Below are 18,117 nucleotides of genomic sequence, written 5' to 3'. Positions count from 1 at the left end.
CCCCAAGGGGTGCGGGCCCTTCGCCGGCAGAAGATGCTTGCGGCTGGTAGCGCGTTCAGGCGCTGAGACGAACCATGTCGGCCTGCGGGCCCTTCTGACCCTGCGAGATCTCGAACTCGACCCGCTGGCCTTCTTCGAGGGTGCGGTAGCCGTCCATCTGGATCGCGCTGTAGTGGACGAAAACATCCGCACCACCGTCGACCGCGATGAAGCCGTACCCCTTCTCCGCGTTGAACCACTTGACGGTGCCCTGAGCCATGCCTAACTCCCCTATTACTGGCCCTTGCACAGATCCACACTTCGCGGATCCGGGTCAGACCTCACCCCCCAATGGTTGGGGGCGTGCGCCGGAACGCGTCGACCGCGGCTGAATGTATCTGTCCAACTGCCGTCTGCAACAGGTCAGTCGGACGAGAAATCTGGACGACGCCGGTCCGGAATGTGGCGAGAATTCGCCTGAATCCAGGGCAAGTCGGGCCGCGCAAAGGTCACAAATGCCGCGAAAGGTGCCCACACTTTGGCTACATCCAGTCGGGCCCGCGGCAGGAATTCAGTGTTTCCGATCAGTGGATCGGGAGCGCGTTCCCCAACCCTACCGCGCTCAATCCCATGGAATTGCCCCCTCCGCTTCTCTCACGGAGGGGGCAATGCGCCAAACACCCGGTAACCGTCATTACCGAAGGTAATGATCAGCCGCCGGCCACCGCCGGAATGATCGACACGCCGGCCCCGTCCGGGGTGGCCGTCTCGAGCCCCTGCTCGAACCGCACGTCGTCGTCATTGACGTAGACGTTCACGAACCGCCGCAGCTTGCCCTGGTCGTCCAGCACCCGGGCGGCGATCCCGGTGTGGTTCTTCTCCAGGTCCGAGATGACCTCGCCGAGGGTGGCGCCCTCGGCACTCACCTCGGCCTGCCCACCGGTGTAGGTCCGCAGGATGGTAGGGATACGAACAGTCACGCTCACGACAAAACCTCCGGAAGGGACAGCGCCCTGATGGCGCGGGACGGTGTTCGACATGCGGCTGCCGCCGCGTGGGCGCGACCGGACGCAACGGCCCCGCGGGGACGAACGGCTCAGACGAGCCCGGCTTCACGGAACGAATCCAGGCTGGGACGGATCGTCGCGGTCAGCCCGGTACCGGCCACCGCGTCCAGCGTCTTCAGACCGTCCCCGGTGTTGAGCACCACAGTGGTCAGAGACGGGTCGAGCGCCCCGCTCTCCAGCAGCTTCCTGGTCACGCCGACCGTGACGCCCCCCGCGGTCTCCGCGAAGATCCCCTCGCTCCGCGCGAGCAACTTGATCGCGTCGACGATCTCCCCGTCCGTCACGTCCTCCACGGCCCCGCCCGTCCGACGGGCGATGTCCAGGACATACGGCCCGTCCGCCGGGTTCCCGATCGCCAGCGACTTGGCGATCGTGTCCGGCTTCTGCGGACGTACGACGTCGTGCCCCGCCTTGTACGCGGTGGACACCGGCGAGCAGCCCTCGGCCTGCGCGCCGAAGATCTTGTAGGGCCTGTCCTCGACGAGTCCGAGCCCGATCAGCTCCTGCAGCCCCTTGTCGATCTTCGTGAGCTGCGAGCCGGAGGCGATCGGGATCACGATCTGGTCCGGGAGCCGCCAGCCGAGCTGCTCGCAGATCTCGTACGCGAGGGTCTTCGACCCCTCCGCGTAGTACGGCCGCAGGTTGACGTTGACGAAGCCCCAGCCCTCGCCGACCGGGTCGCCGATCAGTTCGGAGCAGAAGCGGTTCACGTCGTCGTAGTTGCCCTCGATGCCGACGAGCTCACCGCCGTAGACGGCGGCCATGACGACCTTGCCCTGCTCCAGGTCGTGCGGGATGAACACGCAGGACCGGAAGCCCGCACGGGCCGCGGCGGCGCCGACGGCGCCGGCGAGGTTGCCGGTGGAGGAGCAGGAGAGGGTGGTGAAGCCGAAGGCGCGGGCGGCCTCGATGGCCTGGGCGACGACGCGGTCCTTGAAGGAGTGCGTCGGGTTGCCGGAGTCGTCCTTGACGAACAGCTTGCCGGCGTCGACGCCCAGCTCACGCGCGAGGTTGTCGGCCTGGACGAGCTTGGTCCAGCCGGGGTTCAGGTTCGGCTTGGTCGCCACGTCCGCCGGGACGGGCAGCAGCGGCGCGTAGCGCCAGACGTTCGCGGGTCCCGCCTCGATCCGCTTGCGGAGCTCCTCGGTGTCGTAGGCCGAGAAGTCGTACGCGATCTCCAGCGGGCCGAAACACTCCTCGCAGGCGAAGACGGGGCCGAGGGGCACCCGGTGTCCGCATTCGCGGCAGGAGAGCGCGGCGGCGGGGCCCAGATCGACGGAGCCGGCGGCGGAATCGGTGGTGCTTGCAACAGTCTGCACAGCCATGGAGGCGAGGCCCTTTCTCCTCATCTTCCTCACGACGCATCTCGCCGTGAGACGGATTTGGCACCTTCCCTAGCCGGGAGCCTCGCCACGTCTGTGTGACAAGAGCCGACTGGAGGGTTGCCGGGGCTTCATCGGGCCGTGTCCCTCTGCCCCTCTGGATGAGCGGTGTTCAGTTGTCGTCCGCGCGGTGACCCCGGCATGCGGTGGTCATCGGCGTTGTTCAAGACTGTAACCGAAGGCCTGCATGGTTGAGATAGTCGTCCGCACCGCGAGATGGATCACAGGCCAGTGAGGAGTCCGGGACCGTGCTGGAAGAAGTCGAGCGCTGGCTGATCGACCGCTCCTGGTCCGTGGCCGACCGCCCGCTCCACCGGATCCTGGCGGCGAAGCGTGCCACGGGGCAGACGGTGAGCGTGGTGCTGCCCGCGCTCGACGAGGAGGCGACGGTCGGCGACATCGTGTCGGTGATCCGGCACGACCTGGTGCTCCAGGTCCCGCTGGTCGACGAGGTGGTGGTGGTCGACTCGGGCTCGACCGACCGCACGGCCGAGGTGGCGGCGGCGGCGGGCGCCACCGTGGTGCACCGGGACGCGATCCTGCCCCGGATACCGGCGGTGCCCGGCAAGGGCGAGGTGCTGTGGCGGTCCCTGCTCGTCACGCGCGGCGACATCGTGTGCTTCGTCGACGCGGACCTGCGGGAGTTCTCCTCCGACTTCGTCTCCGGCATCGTCGGACCGCTGCTCACCGAGCCGGACGTGCAGCTGGTCAAGGCCATGTACGACCGGCCGCTCACGGTGTCCGACGGACACGCCTCCGGCCCGACTGCGGCCGGCCAGGGCGGCCGGGTCACCGAGCTGATGGCCCGCCCGCTGCTGAACATGCACTGGCCCCGGCTGGCCGGCTTCGTCCAGCCGCTCGGCGGCGAGTACGCGGCCCGGCGGAACCTGCTGGAGCAGCTCCCGTTCCCGGTCGGGTACGGCGTCGAGCTCGGCATGCTGGTCGACGCCCTGCACCTGGTGGGCCTGGACGCCCTGGCCCAGGTCGACGTCGGCGTGCGCAGGCACCGCCACCAGGACGGCCAGGCCCTCGGCCGGATGGCCGCCGCGATCTACCGCACCGCCCAGCTCCGCCTGGCCCGCGGCCACCTGATCCGGCCGTCCCTCACCCAGTTCGAGCGGGCGGGCGACAGCTTCGAGCCCCGTACGTACTCCGTCGACACGGAGGAACGGCCGCCGATGGCGGAGATCGCGGAATACCAGGCGCGGCGGGTGGCCTGACCCGTATACGGCCGATCCGTGCGTTTGAGGCCCGTGGGGCCGGGCTAGGTTGAGGCGTATGGCTGTCACGCAGGCTGCTCAAGGTGCTCAGGTGTTGGTCGCGTCGAACCGCGGGCCCGTCTCGTACACGGTGGAGGACGACGGGTCGCTGCGGGCCAAGCGGGGCGGCGGCGGACTGGTGTCCGGCCTGTCGGCGATCGGCCCGGACGTGGGGGCGCTGTGGGTGTGCTCGGCGCTGTCCGACGGCGACCGCGAGGCGGTGCGGCGCGGGGCCGGCGAGGACGGCGTGCGGATGCTGGACATCCCGGCGGACGTGCACGCGGACGCGTACAACGGGATCGCCAACTCGGTGCTGTGGTTCGTGCACCACATGCTGTACCAGACGCCGCTGGAGCCGGTCTTCGACGCGGAGTTCCGCCGGCAGTGGGCGTCGTACGAGAGCTACAACCGCGCGTTCGCCGAGGCGCTGGCCGAGGAGGCGGCGCGGGGCGCGGCGGTGCTGGTCCAGGACTACCACCTGACACTCGTCCCCGGGATGCTCCGCGAGCTCCGCCCCGACCTGCGCATCGCGCACTTCTCGCACACGCCGTGGGCGCCGCCGGAGTACTTCGCGATGCTGCCCGACGACATCGCGCGGCAGGTGCTGCGCGGGATGCTCGGCGCCGACCGGCTCGGCTTCCTCACCCACCGCTGGGCGGACGCGTTCACCGCGTGCTGCGAGCGGTTCGCGGACGGGCTCGGAAAGACGCGCGTCGGGGTGCACGGCCTCGGCGCCGACGCGGACTTCCTGCGCGCCCGGTCCCACGAGGCGGACGTCGAGGAGCGGATCACCGCGCTGAAGGAGGAGATCGGCGAGGGGCGCCGGACGATCGTCCGGGTCGACCGGACCGAGCTGTCGAAGAACATCGTGCGCGGACTGCTGGCCTACCGGCAGCTCCTGGACGACCACCCCGAGTGGCGCGAGCGCGTCGTGCACGTCGCGTTCGCCTACCCCTCCCGGCAGGACCTCGCCGTGTACCGCGACTACACCGCCGAGGTGCAACGGGTCGCGGAGGAGATCAACGAGCGGTACGGCACGCCCGGCTGGCGGCCGGTCGTCCTGCACGTCAAGGACGACTTCGCGCGCTCGCTCGCCGCGTACCGGCTGGCGGACGTGGCACTGGTCAACCCGATCCGCGACGGCATGAACCTGGTCGCCAAGGAGGTCCCGGTCGTCTCCGACGCGGGCTGCGCGCTGGTGCTGTCGCGGGAGGCGGGCGCCCACGAGGAACTGGGCGAGGACGCGCTCACGGTCAACCCGTACGACGTCGTCGAGACCGCCGGCGCCCTGCACGAGGCCCTGACGATGGGCCCGGACGAACGCGCCGAGCGCGCCAAGCGCCTGGCGGCGGCGGCGACCGCGCTGCCCCCGGCGCGCTGGTTCCTGGAGCAGCTGGAAGCGCTGCGGGAAGGCACGCCCGGCTGACCGGAGGTATGGCCGGTCACGCAGGCGTGCGGGGCGGCGGTCGTGGATAGGTTGGGCGTATGGGCAGCCATACGGATTCCACGGACCCGAACGCCACACCGACGCCCGCCACGCAGGCCGGGCGGGAAGGGCTGGAGGCGCTTCTCTCCCGCCCGGGGAAGGCGCTGATCGGGCTCGACTTCGACGGGACGCTCGCGCCGATCGTGGCCGACCCCGAACAGGCCCGCGCGCACCCGGACGCGGTGGACGCGCTCGCCGCGCTCGCGCCCAAGGTGGCCGCGGTCGCGGTCGTCACCGGCCGGCCCGCGGGGGTCGCGGTCCGGCACGGCGGCTTCGCGGGCGTCCCCGGCCTCGAACACCTCGTCGTTCTCGGCCACTACGGCGCCGAGCGCTGGGACGCCGTCACCGGTACGGTCACCGCCCCCGCCCCGCACCCCGGTGTCGCCACCGTCCGCGCGGAGCTGCCGGGGCTGCTCGACCGGGTCGGTGCGTGGCAGGGCACGTGGATCGAGGAGAAGGGCGGCCGGGCGGTGGCCGTCCACACCCGCCGGGCCACCGAGCCGCAGGCCGCCTTCGAGGCCCTGCGCGAGCCGCTGACCGACCTGGCCACGCGGCACGGCCTGATCGTCGAGCCCGGCCGCATGGTCCTGGAGCTGCGCCCGCCCGGCATGGACAAGGGCGTCGCCCTGATGGAGTACGCGCGGGACATCGGCGCCGAGTCGGTCCTGTACGCCGGCGACGACCTGGGCGACCTGCCCGCCTACACGGCCGTCGACAAACTCCGCGCCGCCGGCGTGCCGGGTCTGCTGGTGTGCAGCGGCAGCGACGAGGTCAGCGAGCTGCGGGAACGCGCGGACCTGGTGGTCGACGGGCCGGCGGGGGTCGTACGGCTGCTGCGGGGGCTGGCGGGGCGGATGCCCTGACGGCCGCCGGCCCCGAGGGTGTTTCGCCCCCGCCGCCCCTTCCCTGCCCGTCCCTGGGGCTGTGCCCCGGACCCCGCCGGCCCTGGACGGGCCTTGTCCTCAAGCGCCGGACGGGCCGGTGGGGCTCAGCGCTCCGTGCGGCGGGTGTCCCGGACGCGGCGGAGGCGGTTGACCGTGACCGGGTCGTGGGCCAGGGCGCGGGGGTCGTCGAGGAGGGCGTTGAGGAGCTGGTAGTAGCGGACGGGGGCCAGGCCCAGTTCCTCGCGGATCGCGCGTTCCTTGACGCCGGGGCCGGAGAAGCCGCGGCGCTCCAGCGCGAGGATGTCCTGTTCGCGGCGGGCCAGTCGCGTGCCGGCCTCGTGCGCCTCGTCCCCCGTGTCCATGCCCCGCAGATTACTCCGCGTTCTCCGCGCGCGTCGCCGTCGCCTGGAGTCCGCCGAGGACGCCGGCGGGGCTGCCGTTCGGGGCGACCGCCTTGCCGATCTGCTTCTTGACGGCCGCGTTGACCGTCGCCCAGGAGGTGTTGCCGACCGGGTAGAGCTCCGAGGTCGTCAGCTGGTCGAGGAAGGGCTTGAGGTCCTTGTCCTGCTCGGAGGAGGCCATCGCCCGGGACGCGGAGGTGGTGACCGGCAGCAGGTTGTACTCGCGGGAGAAGTCGAGCACGTTCTCCTCGCTGTAGACGAAGTCGAGAAACTCACCGACCTGGTCGCGGTGGCCGTTCTCCTTGAAGGCCATCATCCAGTCGGCGACACCGAGCGTGGCCCGGCTCCCGCCGTCGATGCCCGGCGTCGGCACCATGCCGAACTCCACGCCCTTCGCCTTCGCCGTCTCCATCAGCGAGGGGTGCCCGTTGAGCATGCCGACGTCCCCGGCGGCGAACGCCGCGAACGCGTCGGCCCGGTCCAGCTTGCCGGGCGCGACGGGACCGGTCAGGCCCCTGCCGACCAGCTCGTCCTTCAGCCAGGCGAAGGTCTCGACGTTCTGCGCGGAGTCGATGCTGTACGTGCCCATGATGTCGGTGTAGCCGCCGTCGCCGCTGAGCAGCCACTGCATGGTCTCGGCCTGCGCCTCCTCCGGGCCGAGCGGCAGCGCGTAGGGGTACTTCACGCCCTTCGCCTTGAGCGCCTCGGCGGCAGCGGCGAGCTCGTCCCAGGTCCCCGGCGGGGTGATGCCGGCCTCGGTGAACAGCTTCTTGTTGTAGAACAGCACGCGCGTGGAGGAGGCGAACGGCAGACCGTACTGCACGCTGTTGACCTCGCCCGCGGTGCTCAGCTGGGAGAGGAAGTCCGCCTGGACGGGGATGGAGAGCAGGTCGCCGGCCTTGTAGAGCCTGCCCTCGGCCGCGTAGTCGGCGTACGCGCCGATCTGCGCCATGTCCGGCGGGTCGCCCGCGTCGACCATCTCCTTGACCTCGCGGTCGACGTCGTTCCAGGAGTGGACGGTGACGTCGATCTTCACATCGGGGTGTTCGGACTCGTACCGCTCGACCAGGTCGGCCCAGTACTTCTTGGAGCTGTTGGCCGCGCTGTCGCCGTAGTCGGCGGCGACCAGCTTCAAGGTCACCTCGGATGATCCGCCGCCGAATCCGCATCCGCCGAGGACTCCCGTCAGTCCCAGTGCGGACACCACCGCGATCGCCCTTGTCCCGACCCGCCGCTGCACGTGCCTTGCCCCTGCTCCGGCGCATCCGCGCCATCCGAAAGAATTTCGATAATCGGAATAAGGTCTACACCACGCGAGTGGACTAGACCTCTTGCGGGTCCCCGGTCCACACTGTTCCCCGTGAAACACGTCATCGCCCTCGATGTGGGCGGCACCGGGATGAAGGCCGCCCTGGTCGGGGCGGACGGCGAGCTGCTGCACCGGTCCCGCCGGGCCACCGGCCGCGAGCGCGGCCCGGACGCGGTCGTCGCGGACATCCTCGACTTCGCGGCCGAACTGCGCGCCCACGGTGTACGGCGGTACGGCGAGCCCGCATCCGCCGCCGGCGTCGCCGTCCCCGGCATCGTGGACGAGGCGGAGGGCATCGCCGTCTACGCCGCCAATCTCGGCTGGCGCGACGTCCCGCTGCGCGCGCTGCTCACCGAACGCCTCGGCGGCGTCCCCGTCGCCCTCGGCCACGACGTGCGCACCGGCGGTCTCGCCGAGGGCCGCGTCGGGGCGGGCCGGGGCGCCGACCGCTTCCTGTTCGTGGCGCTGGGTACCGGCATCGCGGGCGCCATCGGCATCGACGGCCGGGTGGAGGCGGGCGCGCACGGTTTCGCGGGCGAGATCGGCCACATCGTCGTACGGCCCCAGGGCGCCCCCTGTCCGTGCGGGCAGCGCGGCTGTCTGGAGCGGTTCGCGTCCGCCGCCGCGGTGAGCGAGGCGTGGGCGGCGGCCTGCGGTGATCCCGGCGCGGACGCGGCGGACTGCGCGAAGGCCGTCGAGTCCGGGGACGTACGGGCCCGCCGGGTGTGGCAGGAGGCGGTGGACGCGCTCGCCGACGGGCTGGTCACCGCGCTCACCCTGCTGGACCCCCGCACGCTGATCATCGGTGGCGGGCTCGCCGAGGCGGGGGAAACCTTGTTCACACCCCTGCGGGAGGCCGTCCGGCGGCGGGTCACCTTCCAGAAAACGCCGTCCCTGGTCCCCGCGGCCCTCGGGGACACCGCCGGATGCCTGGGCGCGGGGCTCCTCGCCCGGGATCTGATCGACACCACTGACCCCTCGTACCCCTCGGAGGTAACCACCTGATGGCCCCCACCAAGGTTCTCACCGGCGCCCGGGTGGTACTGCCCACCGGGACCGTGGACGGCGGCCGCGTGACCGTCGAGGGCACGCGGATCGCCTCCACGGGACCCGAGAACGCCGAGACGCTCGACCTGAGCGGCCACTGGCTGGTCCCCGGCTTCGTCGACCTCCACAACCATGGGGGCGGCGGGGCGTCCTTCACCAGCGGCACCGCCGAGGACGTCCTGAAGGGCGTGCACACCCACCGCGCGCACGGCACCACCACGGTGGTCGCCTCCGCCGTCACCGGTGACCTGGACCTCCTCGCCCGGCAGGCCGGGATGCTCGCCGAGCTGGCCCAGCAGGGGGACATCGCCGGCATCCACTTCGAGGGGCCGTTCATCTCCCCCTGCCGCAAGGGCGCGCACGACGAGCAGCTGCTGCGCGACCCCGACCCGGCCGAGGTCCGCAAGCTGATCGACGCCACGCACGGTCAGGCGAGGATGGTGACGCTGGCCACCGAGCTGCCGGGCGGCCTGGACTCCGTACGGCTGCTCGCCGAGCACGGGGTGATCGCGGCGGTCGGGCACACGGACGCCACGTACGAGCAGACGCTGCGGGCCATCGACGCGGGCGCGACCGTCGCCACCCACCTGTTCAACGCGATGCCGCCGCTCGGCCACCGCTCCCCCGGCCCGATCGCCGCCCTGCTGGAGGACGAGCGGGTCACCGTCGAGCTGATCAACGACGGCACCCACCTGCATCCGGCCGCGCTCCGGCTGGCCTTCCACCACGCGGGCGCGGCCCGGGTCGCCTTCATCACCGACGCGATGGACGCGGCCGGCTTCGGCGACGGCCGCTACCTGCTGGGCCCGATGGAGGTCGAGGTCGCGGACGGTGTGGCCCGGCTGGCGGAGGGCGGCTCGATCGCCGGCTCCACGCTCACCCTGGACCGCGCCTTCCAGCGGGCGGTGACGGTGGACGGGCTGCCCGTCGAGGACGTCGTAAGGGCGATCTCCGCCAACCCGGCCCGGCTGCTGGGGATGGACGACCGGATCGGCTCCCTGGAGCCCGGGAAGGACGCCGACCTGGTGGTCCTGGACGACGGGTTCGACCTGGTGGGCGTCATGCGCCGGGGGGAATGGGTGGTCGATCCCCGACTGGGCTGATCCGTCCCGCGGCCGATGGACGACGACCGGTCCGGGGGGTGGGCCGACCGCCGTCCGTTTGGCATGATCGTGACCACGGGTTCCACGGCAGGCGCAGGCACAGAGGGGGAGGTCGGCCCGGTGATCCTCACGGTCACGCTGAACACCGCTCTCGACATCACCTATCGCGTACCGTCCCTGCGGCCGGGGACCTCCCACCGGGTCGCCGAGGTGACGGAACGCCCCGGCGGCAAGGGCGTCAACGTGGCCCGGGTGCTCGCGGCCCTCGGGCACGAGGTGACGGTCACCGGCTTCTCGGGCGGCACGACGGGCCGGATCCTGCGGGACCGGCTCGCCGGGGTCCCGCGCCTGACGGACGCGCTGGTCCCGGTCTCCGGCACGACCCGGCGCACCGTCACCGCGGTCGACGAGCGCTCCGGCGCCACCACCCGGCTCAACGAGCCCGGCCCGGTGATCACCCACGCCGAGTGGTCCGCCTTCCAGGAGGTCTACGAGGACCTGCTGGCCGCCGCCTCGGCGGTGGCCCTGTGCGGCAGCCTGCCCCCGGGCGTCCCGGTGGGCGCGTACGCGGGCCTGATCCGCACCGCCCGCGCGGCCGGGGTCCCGACCCTCCTCGACACCAGCGGCGCGGCACTTCGCCGCGGGGTCGCCGGGCGGCCCGACATCCTCAAGCCCAACGCCGACGAACTGGCCGAACTCACCGGCTCCCACGAACCGCTGCGCGCCACCCAGGAGGCCCGTCGGCGCGGCGCGGGCGCGGTGGTCGCCTCCCTGGGCCCGGAGGGCCTGCTCGCGGTGACCCCCGGGGGCCGCTGGCGCGCGACCCCTCCGCAGCGCCTGCACGGCAACCCGACCGGCGCGGGCGACTCGGCCGTCGCGGGCCTGCTCTCCGCCCTGGTCGAACACCGTTCCTGGCCCGACCGCCTCGCCCGGGCGGCGGCCCTGTCGGCGGCGACGGTCCTGTCCCCGGTGGCCGGCGACTTCGACCGGGCGGCCTACGAGGACCTGCTGACCGGGGTCACGGTGACCGGGGAAGCGAATGCGGCGTAGGGCAGGTCACTTCTTGACCTGGCCCTCCTTCAGCCACAGCTGGTCCAGCAGGACGTTGCACTTGTCGCCGTCGGCGCAGGAGACCGAGATGGTGTTGGAGCCCTTGTTGAGCGTGGGCCAGGCGAAGGTCTGGGTCCAGCCCTTGGAGAAGTCGCCGTCCTTGGCACGGGCGAAGTTGTCCATGTTGAGCTTGGAGCCGAACGGCTTGCCGTTGACGGTGAGCGTCATCGACTGGGGGTCGTCGGTGGTGCTGTAGCGCACGAAGACGGTGTAGGCGCCGTCCTTCGGGATGCCGTCGACGGTCCAGGTGACCGAGGCGCCCGGCTGGTCGAGGCCGGCCACGTAGATACCGCCGTCGGACTGCGCGCCCTCGACGTCCGACGCGAGGGCGGCCGTACCGCCCAGCCGCATCGCCTTCGCGTCGACGGTGGGCAGCTCCGCCGCCTCTTCCTCGTCCGCGCCCTTGCTCGCCGACGAGGTCGGCTCGCCGCTCTCCTGGGACTGGGTCGGCGTGGAGTCCGCCTGGTCGCCGCCCTTGTCGTCGTCGCCACCGATCATGGCCACGCTGATGCCGATCACGACCGCGGCGACCACCGCGACCGCGCCGATGAGCAGGCCCTTGGTGTTCGGGCCGCGGCCCCGGCCGCCCCCGCCGTGCGACGGCTGGTGCGACTGGACGGTGGTGGCGCCGCCGGGCAGCGTCTCCGGGGCGGCGTAGTGGGGGGTGTTCGGCTGGCCGTGGGCGCCCTGCTGCTGTGGTGCCTGCGGGGCGGGACCGGACTGGCCGTACTGGCGGGTCCCGACCGGCCGCACCCGGTTGAGCGAGTTCGGGTAGCCGTAGCCCCCGGACGGCGGCTGGGCCCCGTTGGCCTGCCCGTCGGCGTAGAGGTAGCCGAACGGGTCGTCGTCCTCCGGCGTGCTCGCGCCGTTGTTGCCGGCCGTCATCCCTTGGGTGCTCCTAGCTGCGGATCGGGTGCGGTACGAGGGGGGTGGAGAAAACGAGCCTACCCGCTTCCCCTGGCCCGAACGGGTGACCCAGACCGCATCAAACCACTGACCTGCGGTTCATCCCGCACGCCGGTGCTGTTTGGGACGAGATCGTTTCTCGACGTACATCCGCTCGTCGGCTGACTTCAGCACTTCGTCCGCCGTCATCCCGCAGTGCGCCCACCCGATGCCGAAGCTGGCCCCGACCCGCACGGCCCGTCCCTCGGCCCGGATGGGCTGGATGATCTCGTTGCGCAGCCGTACGGCGAGGTCCTGGGCGTCGGCCCGGCCGAGGCCGTCGGCGAGGATCACGAACTCGTCGCCGCCGAGCCGGGCGACGGTGTCGCCGTCCCGTACGCCGTTGCCGAGCCGGCGGGCGACCTCGATGAGCACCGCGTCACCCGCGTTGTGCCCGAACCGGTCGTTGATGGACTTGAAACCGTCGAGGTCGCAGAAGAGCACCGCGAGCCCCTTGGCGCCGTCGTCGAACTCCGCGGCGGGCGCGACGGCGTGCACGTGGTGGTCGTAGCCGTCGTAGCCCCCGTGCCCCTCCGTGCCCGGCGGGAAGTCGAAGTCGTGACCCCGGTCGAAGGCGGGCGGGCCGTAGGCGGCGTCGAAGGAGTCCGCGGAGTCGAAGGACTCGAAGGGCGCCATGGTGTCGACGGCGGCGGGCAGCCCGCTCTGCGGCGGTTGCCGGCACAGCCGGGCGGACAGCCGGGACCGCAGCTCGGCGGAGTTGGGCAGCCCGGTGAGCGAGTCGTGGGAGGCGCGGTGGGCGAGCTGGAGCTCGCGGCGCTTGCGCTCCTCTATGTCCTCGACGTGGGTGAGGAGGAAGCGGGGGCCGTCGGCGGCGTCGGCGACGACGCTGTTGCGCAGGGACACCCAGACGAAGGTGCCGTCACGGCGGCCCAGGCGCAGCTCGGCCCGGCCGCCCTCGGGGGAGGTGCGCAGCAGGGTGCCTATGTCCTCGGGGTGGACGAGGTCGGAGAAGGAGTAGCGGCGCATCGCGGAGGCGGGGCGGCCCAGGAGGCGGCACAGGGCGTCGTTGGTGCGCAGGATCCGGCCGTGCTGGTCGCCGCCCATCTCGGCGATGGCCATGCCGGAGGGGGCGTACTCGAAGGCCTGCCGGAAGCTCTCCTCGCTGGCCCGCAGCGCCTGCTGGTCGCGCTCCAGGCGGACCAGGGCGCGCTGCATGTTGGCGCGCAGACGCGCGTTGCTGATCGCGATGGCGGCCTGGAAGGCGTACATCTGGAGGGCCTCGCGGCCCCAGGCGCCGGGCCGGCGGCCGTTGCGCGGGCGGTCCACGGAGAGGACGCCGACCAGTTCCCCGGAGGTGCCGCCGCCCTGCGGGCCGGGGGCGTACATCGGGGCGAAGAGCCGGTCGGAGGGGTGCCACTCGTCCTCGAAGCGGGGCGCGGGCCCGTCGGTGTACCACTGCGGGACGTCGTCGTCGTCGAGGACCCAGCCCTCGGTGTGCGGGATGAAGACCAGGTCGCCCCAGCGTTCGCCCATGCTCAGGCGGCGGTCCCAGGACTCGCGGGAGCCGGCCCGGCCGGTGATGAGGGCCTCGGCGGCGGAGTTCCCGGCCAGGGCGGCGACGACCAGGTCGCCGTCGGGACGTACGAGGTTGACGCACGCCAGCTCGTAGTTGAGGGCGCCCACGACGCCGTCGGCGACCGTCTGCAGCGTGTCCGCCAGGCTGCGGGCCGTGTTCATGTCGGCCATGGCTTGGTGGAGTTGTCGCAGCGACGCAAGACGGACGTAGGGTTCCGACTCGGTCTCCATCCTCGCCCTCCCCCCGAGACCTCGCAGCGAATCAAGGGTTGTCTTCGGCGTATCGTCCCAGCAGCTTCCCCGCCACTGAATCACAGCGCGCTGCTCACTCGGTACACAGGGTCAACAATTCTTGCCCCTTGTGACTCAAGTCACAGCTAAACGTGAACAATTGCGTGGCCTTTCCGCGGTTTCCCCGGGTGTTTGACGAACGCAGTTTTTGTGGTGCTTGTGCAGGGACTGTGCCCGTCTCGGGCGTTGGTCCTAGGTCCCGGCTCGGGCCGGGGCCCGATGCGGTGCCTGTGGAGCGGAGATTAGCGTTTCCGGCGTGCCGAACACTTCCGCCCCGTCCACGATCACCGCTGCGCCCGCCGCCCGGCATGCTGAGGGGGTGAGCAACGACGAGTTCCGAGCCGCCCTGTCCCGGCTGGCCGCCGGCGTGGTCCTGGTGACCGCGAAGGAACCGCCCCTGGACCCGGACGACCCCGCGGCGCCGGCCGGCGAGGACGTCGGCATGACGGCCACCGCGTTCCTGTCCGTCTCCCTGGACCCGCCGCTGGTGCTGGTCAGCCTGCGCAACGGCTCCCGCATGGACGAACTCCTCGACGAGCAGCCCCTGTGGGCGGTGTCCGTGCTCTCCGAGAGCCAGCGGCACGTCGCGGGCCGCTTCGCGATGAAGGGCCGGGTCAGCGACCGCCTGCTCTTCGCGGACATCCCGTACCTGCGCGGCGAGCACAGCGGGGCGCCGCTGGTGGGCGGCGCGCTGGCGACCCTGGAGTGCCGCACCGAGCAGCGGGTGCCGGCCGGGGACCACACGCTGGTGATCGGCCGCGTCCTGACCGCCCGGGTGCCGAGCGCGGACGGGGGGCCGCTGACGTATTTCCGTGGCCGTTACCGGCAGTTGGGCTGAACGCTTTGCGTGCGTAGCCGAAATCCCTTTTGAGGGACGGGATTTCCGTGTTTAAGGTGCCCGGGTGACGACGACCACGGCACTCCGCCTCGAAGAGATCACCGCGAAGAACCTGAAGGCCGCCCTCGGCATACGGGTCCGCCCCGACCAGGAATTCGCCGTCGACCCGGTGGCGGACTCCCTCGCCGAGGCCTACGTGCATCCCGGTAAGGCCTGGCCCCGCCTGATCATGGACGGCGACCGTGCGGTCGGCTTCCTGATGGCCTTCCTCGACATCGACTGGCACGACGACGGCAGCGTCATCCGCTCCGGTCTGTGGCGGCTGAACATCGCGGCGGAGGAGCAGGGCAAGGGGTACGGACGGTTCGCCGTGGAGTCGGTGGCCGAGGAACTCCGCCGCCGGGGCATCAAGGAGTTCTACGTCACCTGGCACCCCGGCGACAACGGCCCCGAGGGCTTCTACCTGGGCCTGGGCTTCCGCAGGAACGGCGAGGTCGCCGAGGGCGAGACGGTGGGCGTGCTGCCCCTGGACTGAACGCGGGTGCACTGCCGGGGGAAGCGTCGGGGCGGGCATCACACCCCGAAAGGACACGGCGGAAAACCCTCGAGAGCGGGCATCACACCCCGAAGGGGCGCGGGGAACTGCGCGACCAGCCACGACGGACCCGCAGGGACACTCATCGGGCACCCCCGGACCTCCGGGTCAGCCACCCGCGCAGGAACCACCCGGGACCGGGGCCACGCCCTCGGGGAACTGGGGCCACGCCCCGGGGAACTGGGGCCACGCCCCGGGGAACTGGGGCCACGCCCCGGGGGCAACCGGGGTCACCCCCAGTCCCGCGCGGAGCGCCCCCGCTTGGTATCGGACCGCTGCTTCTTCTCCCGCAACCGCCGCTCGTTGATCCCGCGCGGAATACGGGTCGGCCTGCGCGGCTTCGGCGGCGGCGCGGTCGCCTCCGCGAGCAGCGCCGCGAGGCGCACCGCGGCGGTCTCCCGGTTGCGCCACTGCGAGCGGTGCTCCGAAGCGCGAACGGTGATCACGCCGCCGGTCAGCCGCCCGGCCAGCCGCTCGAGCGCCCGCTGCTTCCACACCTCGGGCAGCGCCTCGGTGCGGGCGAGGTCGAAACGCAGTTCGACCTGGGAGTCGCTGGTGTTCACGTGCTGTCCACCGGGCCCGGACGACCGCGAGAAACGCCACATGAGCTCGGTCTCGGGCAGGGAGACGGAGCCGCGGATGAGATAGGGACCGGACATGCCGTACAGGTTCCCGCGTCTGACCGGGCCACGTCACCCGAATATCCCGGATCGCGGGTAAAGAAAGCAAAGACACCCGGAACCTCTCGCACCCCTCTCCGCGTTCAAGGTGGTAGCTGTAGCTTCTAGCCGTACGTAAACGAGGGAAGGGACTCCCAACAATGGCTGTAAGCCTGTCCAAGGGTGGCAACGTCTCGCTCACCAAGGAGGCTCCGGGCCTGACCGCCGTCACCGTGGGCCTCGGCTGGGACGTCCGCACCACCACCGGCACGGACTTCGACCTCGACGCCTCGGCGATCGCGGTCAACACGCAGGGCAAGGTCTACTCGGACGGCCACTTCGTGTTCTTCAACAACAAGCAGACCCCGGACAACACCATCGTCCACACCGGTGACAACCGCACCGGTGAGGGCGCCGGCGACGACGAGGCGATCAACGTCAACCTCGCCGAGCTCCCGGCCGACATCGACAAGATCGTCTTCCCGGTCTCGATCTACGACGCCGAGAACCGCTCGCAGAACTTCGGCCAGGTGCGCAACGCCTACATCCGCATCGTCAACCAGGCCGGCGGCACCGAGATCGCCCGCTACGACCTGTCGGAGGACGCCGCCACCGAGACCGCCATGGTCTTCGGCGAGCTGTACCGCAACGGCGCGGAGTGGAAGTTCCGCGCCGTCGGCCAGGGCTACGCCTCGGGCCTCGTGGGCATCGCCCAGGACTTCGGCGTGAACGTCTGACGGACACCCCGCTTCCGCATCGGAGCCCCCGGCCCGGCTTCCCGCCCGGCCGGGGGCTCCGGCACACGGTCAGGGCCGCTCCGGCCGCCCCTCCCCGTACAGCCAGTCCTCCCAGATCCCGGCGAAGTCCTCACCGGGGGCCGACTTCTCCACGTACGACGTGAAGTCGCCGGTGTCCGCGTTGCCGTGGCGGTGCTCCCGCGCCCAGCCCCGGAGCAGGGCGCGGAAGGCGTCGTCGCCGACCGTCCGCCGCACCTTGTGCAGCACCATCGCACCGCGCCAGTACACGGGAGTGGCGGAGATGTGCGCCGCGTCCGGCGGCTCCGCGGGCGGGAAGGACCAGAGCGCCTCATTGGTCTCCGCGTCCGGGAAGTACCCGCCGGCATACAGCGCGTCGAAGGTCCGCTGTGCGGTGGCACCGCCGTGGTCCTCCTCCCACAGCCACTGCGCGTACGTCGCGAAACCCTCGTTGAGCCACATGTCCCGCCAGGTCCTCGGAGTGACGGAGTTCCCGTACCACTGGTGGGCGATCTCGTGGACCAGCAGCCCGGTGTCGGGGGCACCGGGGAAGACCGGCCGGTTCTGGGTCTCCAGGGCGTACCCGGCGTCCTCGGGACGCTCGACGATCGCCCCCGCGGAGGAGAAGGGGTACGGGCCGAAGGTCCGCTCCGCCCAAGCCAGCACCTCGGGAATCCGGGCGAGGACCGCACGGCTCGCCCCCGCCTGCTCCGGATCGACGGCCGTGTACACGGGCAGCCCGCCGGCGGTCGCCGTCCGGCGGACGTCGTACCTGCCGATGGCCAACGTCGCGAGATAGCTCGCCATCGGCTCACCGGTACGCCAGCGGTACACCGTACGGCTCCCCTTCCCCTCCTCACCGGCCGGCTCCCCGTTGGACACGGCCCGCAGCCCCTTCGGCACGGTCACCGAGACGCTGTACGTCGCCTTGTCGGAGGGGTGGTGACTGCCCGGGAACCACGCCATCGACCCCACCGGCTCCCCCAGCGCCAGCGCCCCGTCGGCGGTACGCAGCCAGCCCTCCTGGGAGCCGTCCGGGTCGGTGAGGGTCAGCGGGGCGCCGGAGTAGCGGACGGTCACCCGGAAGGTGCCGTCCACCGCCTCGCGCGGGCGGACGGTCAGCTCCTGCCCCGCCCGGCTCCAGCGGGCGGCCGCACCGTCGACGGTGACCTCCTCGACGTCGAGCCCCTTGAGGTCGAGGTTCAGCGCGGAGAGGTCCTCCGTCGCCCGGGCGGTGATCGTCGCGGTGCCGGTGAGACGGTGCGCGCCGGGGTCGTAGGCGAGATCGAGGGCGTAGTGGCCGACGTCGTAACCGCCGTTCCCGGCCTTCGGGAAGTACGGATCACCCACGCCGGGGCGGCCGGCGGCGCCCCCGGCCCCGGCCCCACCCCCGCAGCCGGCCACGGACACCACGAGCAGGACGGCGGCGACGCCGCGGAAGGCAGGGCGGTGGAAGCGCACCCCGGGATCC

18 protein-coding genes and 1 riboswitch are annotated in these 18,117 nt (G+C 71.9%); of the genes, 9 read left to right on the top strand and 9 right to left on the bottom strand.

Annotation, left to right across the window (positions count from 1 at the left end; translation table 11 throughout):
* Positions 1-55: 55 nt before the first annotated feature.
* From ACFXAE_RS20275 to thrC, 3 genes are all read right to left on the bottom strand, one after another.
* Complete coding sequence (locus ACFXAE_RS20275; protein WP_004929928.1) at positions 56-259, bottom strand: cold-shock protein; 204 nt, start codon at positions 257-259, stop codon at positions 56-58.
* Positions 260-689: 430 nt separating this feature from the next.
* Positions 690-965: a ubiquitin-like small modifier protein 1 gene (locus tag ACFXAE_RS20270; RefSeq protein WP_030864454.1), complete on the bottom strand. Its 276-nt coding sequence runs from the start codon at positions 963-965 to the stop codon at positions 690-692.
* 110 nt (positions 966-1,075) lie between these two features.
* Positions 1,076-2,371, bottom strand: coding sequence for a threonine synthase (gene thrC / locus ACFXAE_RS20265; protein WP_384716441.1), 1,296 nt, complete (start codon positions 2,369-2,371; stop codon positions 1,076-1,078).
* 17 nt (positions 2,372-2,388) lie between these two features.
* A riboswitch (SAM riboswitch) is annotated at positions 2,389-2,536 on the bottom strand.
* Positions 2,537-2,676: 140 nt separating this feature from the next.
* Here thrC and ACFXAE_RS20260 point away from each other — a divergent pair.
* From ACFXAE_RS20260 to otsB, 3 genes are read left to right on the top strand one after another with little or no spacing between them, the layout of a single operon-like run.
* A complete protein-coding gene (locus ACFXAE_RS20260; protein WP_384716438.1) occupies positions 2,677-3,648 on the top strand; it encodes a glucosyl-3-phosphoglycerate synthase in 972 nt (323 codons plus the stop codon).
* A gap of 58 nt (positions 3,649-3,706) precedes the next feature.
* Complete coding sequence (locus tag ACFXAE_RS20255; protein ID WP_384716436.1) at positions 3,707-5,113, top strand: trehalose-6-phosphate synthase; 1,407 nt, start codon at positions 3,707-3,709, stop codon at positions 5,111-5,113.
* Between the two features lie 59 nt (positions 5,114-5,172).
* On the top strand, positions 5,173-6,036 hold the full coding sequence (gene otsB / locus ACFXAE_RS20250) for a trehalose-phosphatase (protein ID WP_384716433.1): 864 nt from the start codon (positions 5,173-5,175) through the stop codon (positions 6,034-6,036).
* Positions 6,037-6,161: 125 nt separating this feature from the next.
* Here otsB and ACFXAE_RS20245 read toward each other — a convergent pair whose 3' ends face one another.
* On the bottom strand, positions 6,162-6,419 hold the full coding sequence (locus ACFXAE_RS20245) for a DUF3263 domain-containing protein (protein WP_384716431.1): 258 nt from the start codon (positions 6,417-6,419) through the stop codon (positions 6,162-6,164).
* 10 nt (positions 6,420-6,429) lie between these two features.
* Positions 6,430-7,698, bottom strand: coding sequence for an extracellular solute-binding protein (locus tag ACFXAE_RS20240; RefSeq protein ID WP_384716428.1), 1,269 nt, complete (start codon positions 7,696-7,698; stop codon positions 6,430-6,432).
* A 120-nt stretch (positions 7,699-7,818) separates the two neighbouring features.
* Here ACFXAE_RS20240 and ACFXAE_RS20235 point away from each other — a divergent pair, with 120 nt between their 5' ends.
* The 3 genes from ACFXAE_RS20235 to ACFXAE_RS20225 all read left to right on the top strand — a co-directional run bounded on the left by ACFXAE_RS20235 (position 7,819) and on the right by ACFXAE_RS20225 (position 10,967).
* Positions 7,819-8,772 carry an ROK family protein gene (locus ACFXAE_RS20235; protein ID WP_384716425.1) on the top strand — a complete coding sequence of 318 codons (954 nt, stop codon included), beginning with the start codon at positions 7,819-7,821 and terminating at the stop codon, positions 8,770-8,772.
* Positions 8,772-9,917: an N-acetylglucosamine-6-phosphate deacetylase gene (gene nagA / locus ACFXAE_RS20230; protein WP_384716422.1), complete on the top strand. Its 1,146-nt coding sequence runs from the start codon at positions 8,772-8,774 to the stop codon at positions 9,915-9,917. The genes ACFXAE_RS20235 and nagA overlap by 1 nt, the downstream gene beginning before the upstream one ends.
* 120 nt (positions 9,918-10,037) lie before the next feature.
* Positions 10,038-10,967: a 1-phosphofructokinase family hexose kinase gene (locus ACFXAE_RS20225; RefSeq protein ID WP_384716419.1), complete on the top strand. Its 930-nt coding sequence runs from the start codon at positions 10,038-10,040 to the stop codon at positions 10,965-10,967.
* A gap of 6 nt (positions 10,968-10,973) precedes the next feature.
* Here the strand turns inward: ACFXAE_RS20225 and ACFXAE_RS20220 are convergent, their stop codons facing one another.
* Both ACFXAE_RS20220 and cdgB read right to left on the bottom strand, forming a co-directional pair.
* Complete coding sequence (locus ACFXAE_RS20220; protein ID WP_384716416.1) at positions 10,974-11,912, bottom strand: carbohydrate-binding protein; 939 nt, start codon at positions 11,910-11,912, stop codon at positions 10,974-10,976.
* A gap of 120 nt (positions 11,913-12,032) precedes the next feature.
* A complete protein-coding gene (gene cdgB / locus ACFXAE_RS20215) occupies positions 12,033-13,739 on the bottom strand; it encodes a diguanylate cyclase CdgB (protein ID WP_384716413.1) in 1,707 nt (568 codons plus the stop codon).
* Between the two features lie 316 nt (positions 13,740-14,055).
* On the opposite strand from cdgB, the gene ACFXAE_RS20210 reads away from it, so the two are divergent.
* Together ACFXAE_RS20210 and ACFXAE_RS20205 are read left to right on the top strand one after the other, a co-directional pair.
* Entirely contained in the window at positions 14,056-14,637 is a 582-nt protein-coding gene (locus tag ACFXAE_RS20210; RefSeq protein ID WP_384716411.1) for a flavin reductase family protein, read from the top strand.
* 64 nt (positions 14,638-14,701) lie between these two features.
* Positions 14,702-15,172, top strand: a complete 471-nt coding sequence (locus ACFXAE_RS20205) for a GNAT family N-acetyltransferase (protein WP_384716408.1) — start codon at positions 14,702-14,704, stop codon at positions 15,170-15,172.
* A 290-nt stretch (positions 15,173-15,462) separates the two neighbouring features.
* Here ACFXAE_RS20205 and arfB read toward each other — a convergent pair whose 3' ends face one another.
* Entirely contained in the window at positions 15,463-15,900 is a 438-nt protein-coding gene (gene arfB, locus ACFXAE_RS20200) for an alternative ribosome rescue aminoacyl-tRNA hydrolase ArfB (protein WP_384716450.1), read from the bottom strand.
* A gap of 152 nt (positions 15,901-16,052) precedes the next feature.
* Between arfB and ACFXAE_RS20195 the strand changes: the two genes are divergently transcribed.
* Complete coding sequence (locus ACFXAE_RS20195) at positions 16,053-16,628, top strand: TerD family protein (RefSeq protein WP_384716404.1); 576 nt, start codon at positions 16,053-16,055, stop codon at positions 16,626-16,628.
* A gap of 69 nt (positions 16,629-16,697) precedes the next feature.
* Here ACFXAE_RS20195 and ACFXAE_RS20190 read toward each other — a convergent pair whose 3' ends face one another.
* Complete coding sequence (locus tag ACFXAE_RS20190) at positions 16,698-18,107, bottom strand: M1 family metallopeptidase (RefSeq protein ID WP_384716401.1); 1,410 nt, start codon at positions 18,105-18,107, stop codon at positions 16,698-16,700.
* Positions 18,108-18,117: the final 10 nt, after the last annotated feature.

The sequence above is a fragment of the Streptomyces sp. NPDC059454 genome (assembly GCF_042749965.1).
Taxonomy (GTDB): domain Bacteria; phylum Actinomycetota; class Actinomycetes; order Streptomycetales; family Streptomycetaceae; genus Streptomyces.
The sequence above is the reverse complement of the archived record's forward strand: the minus strand, read 5'-3'. Positions and strand labels throughout refer to the sequence as shown.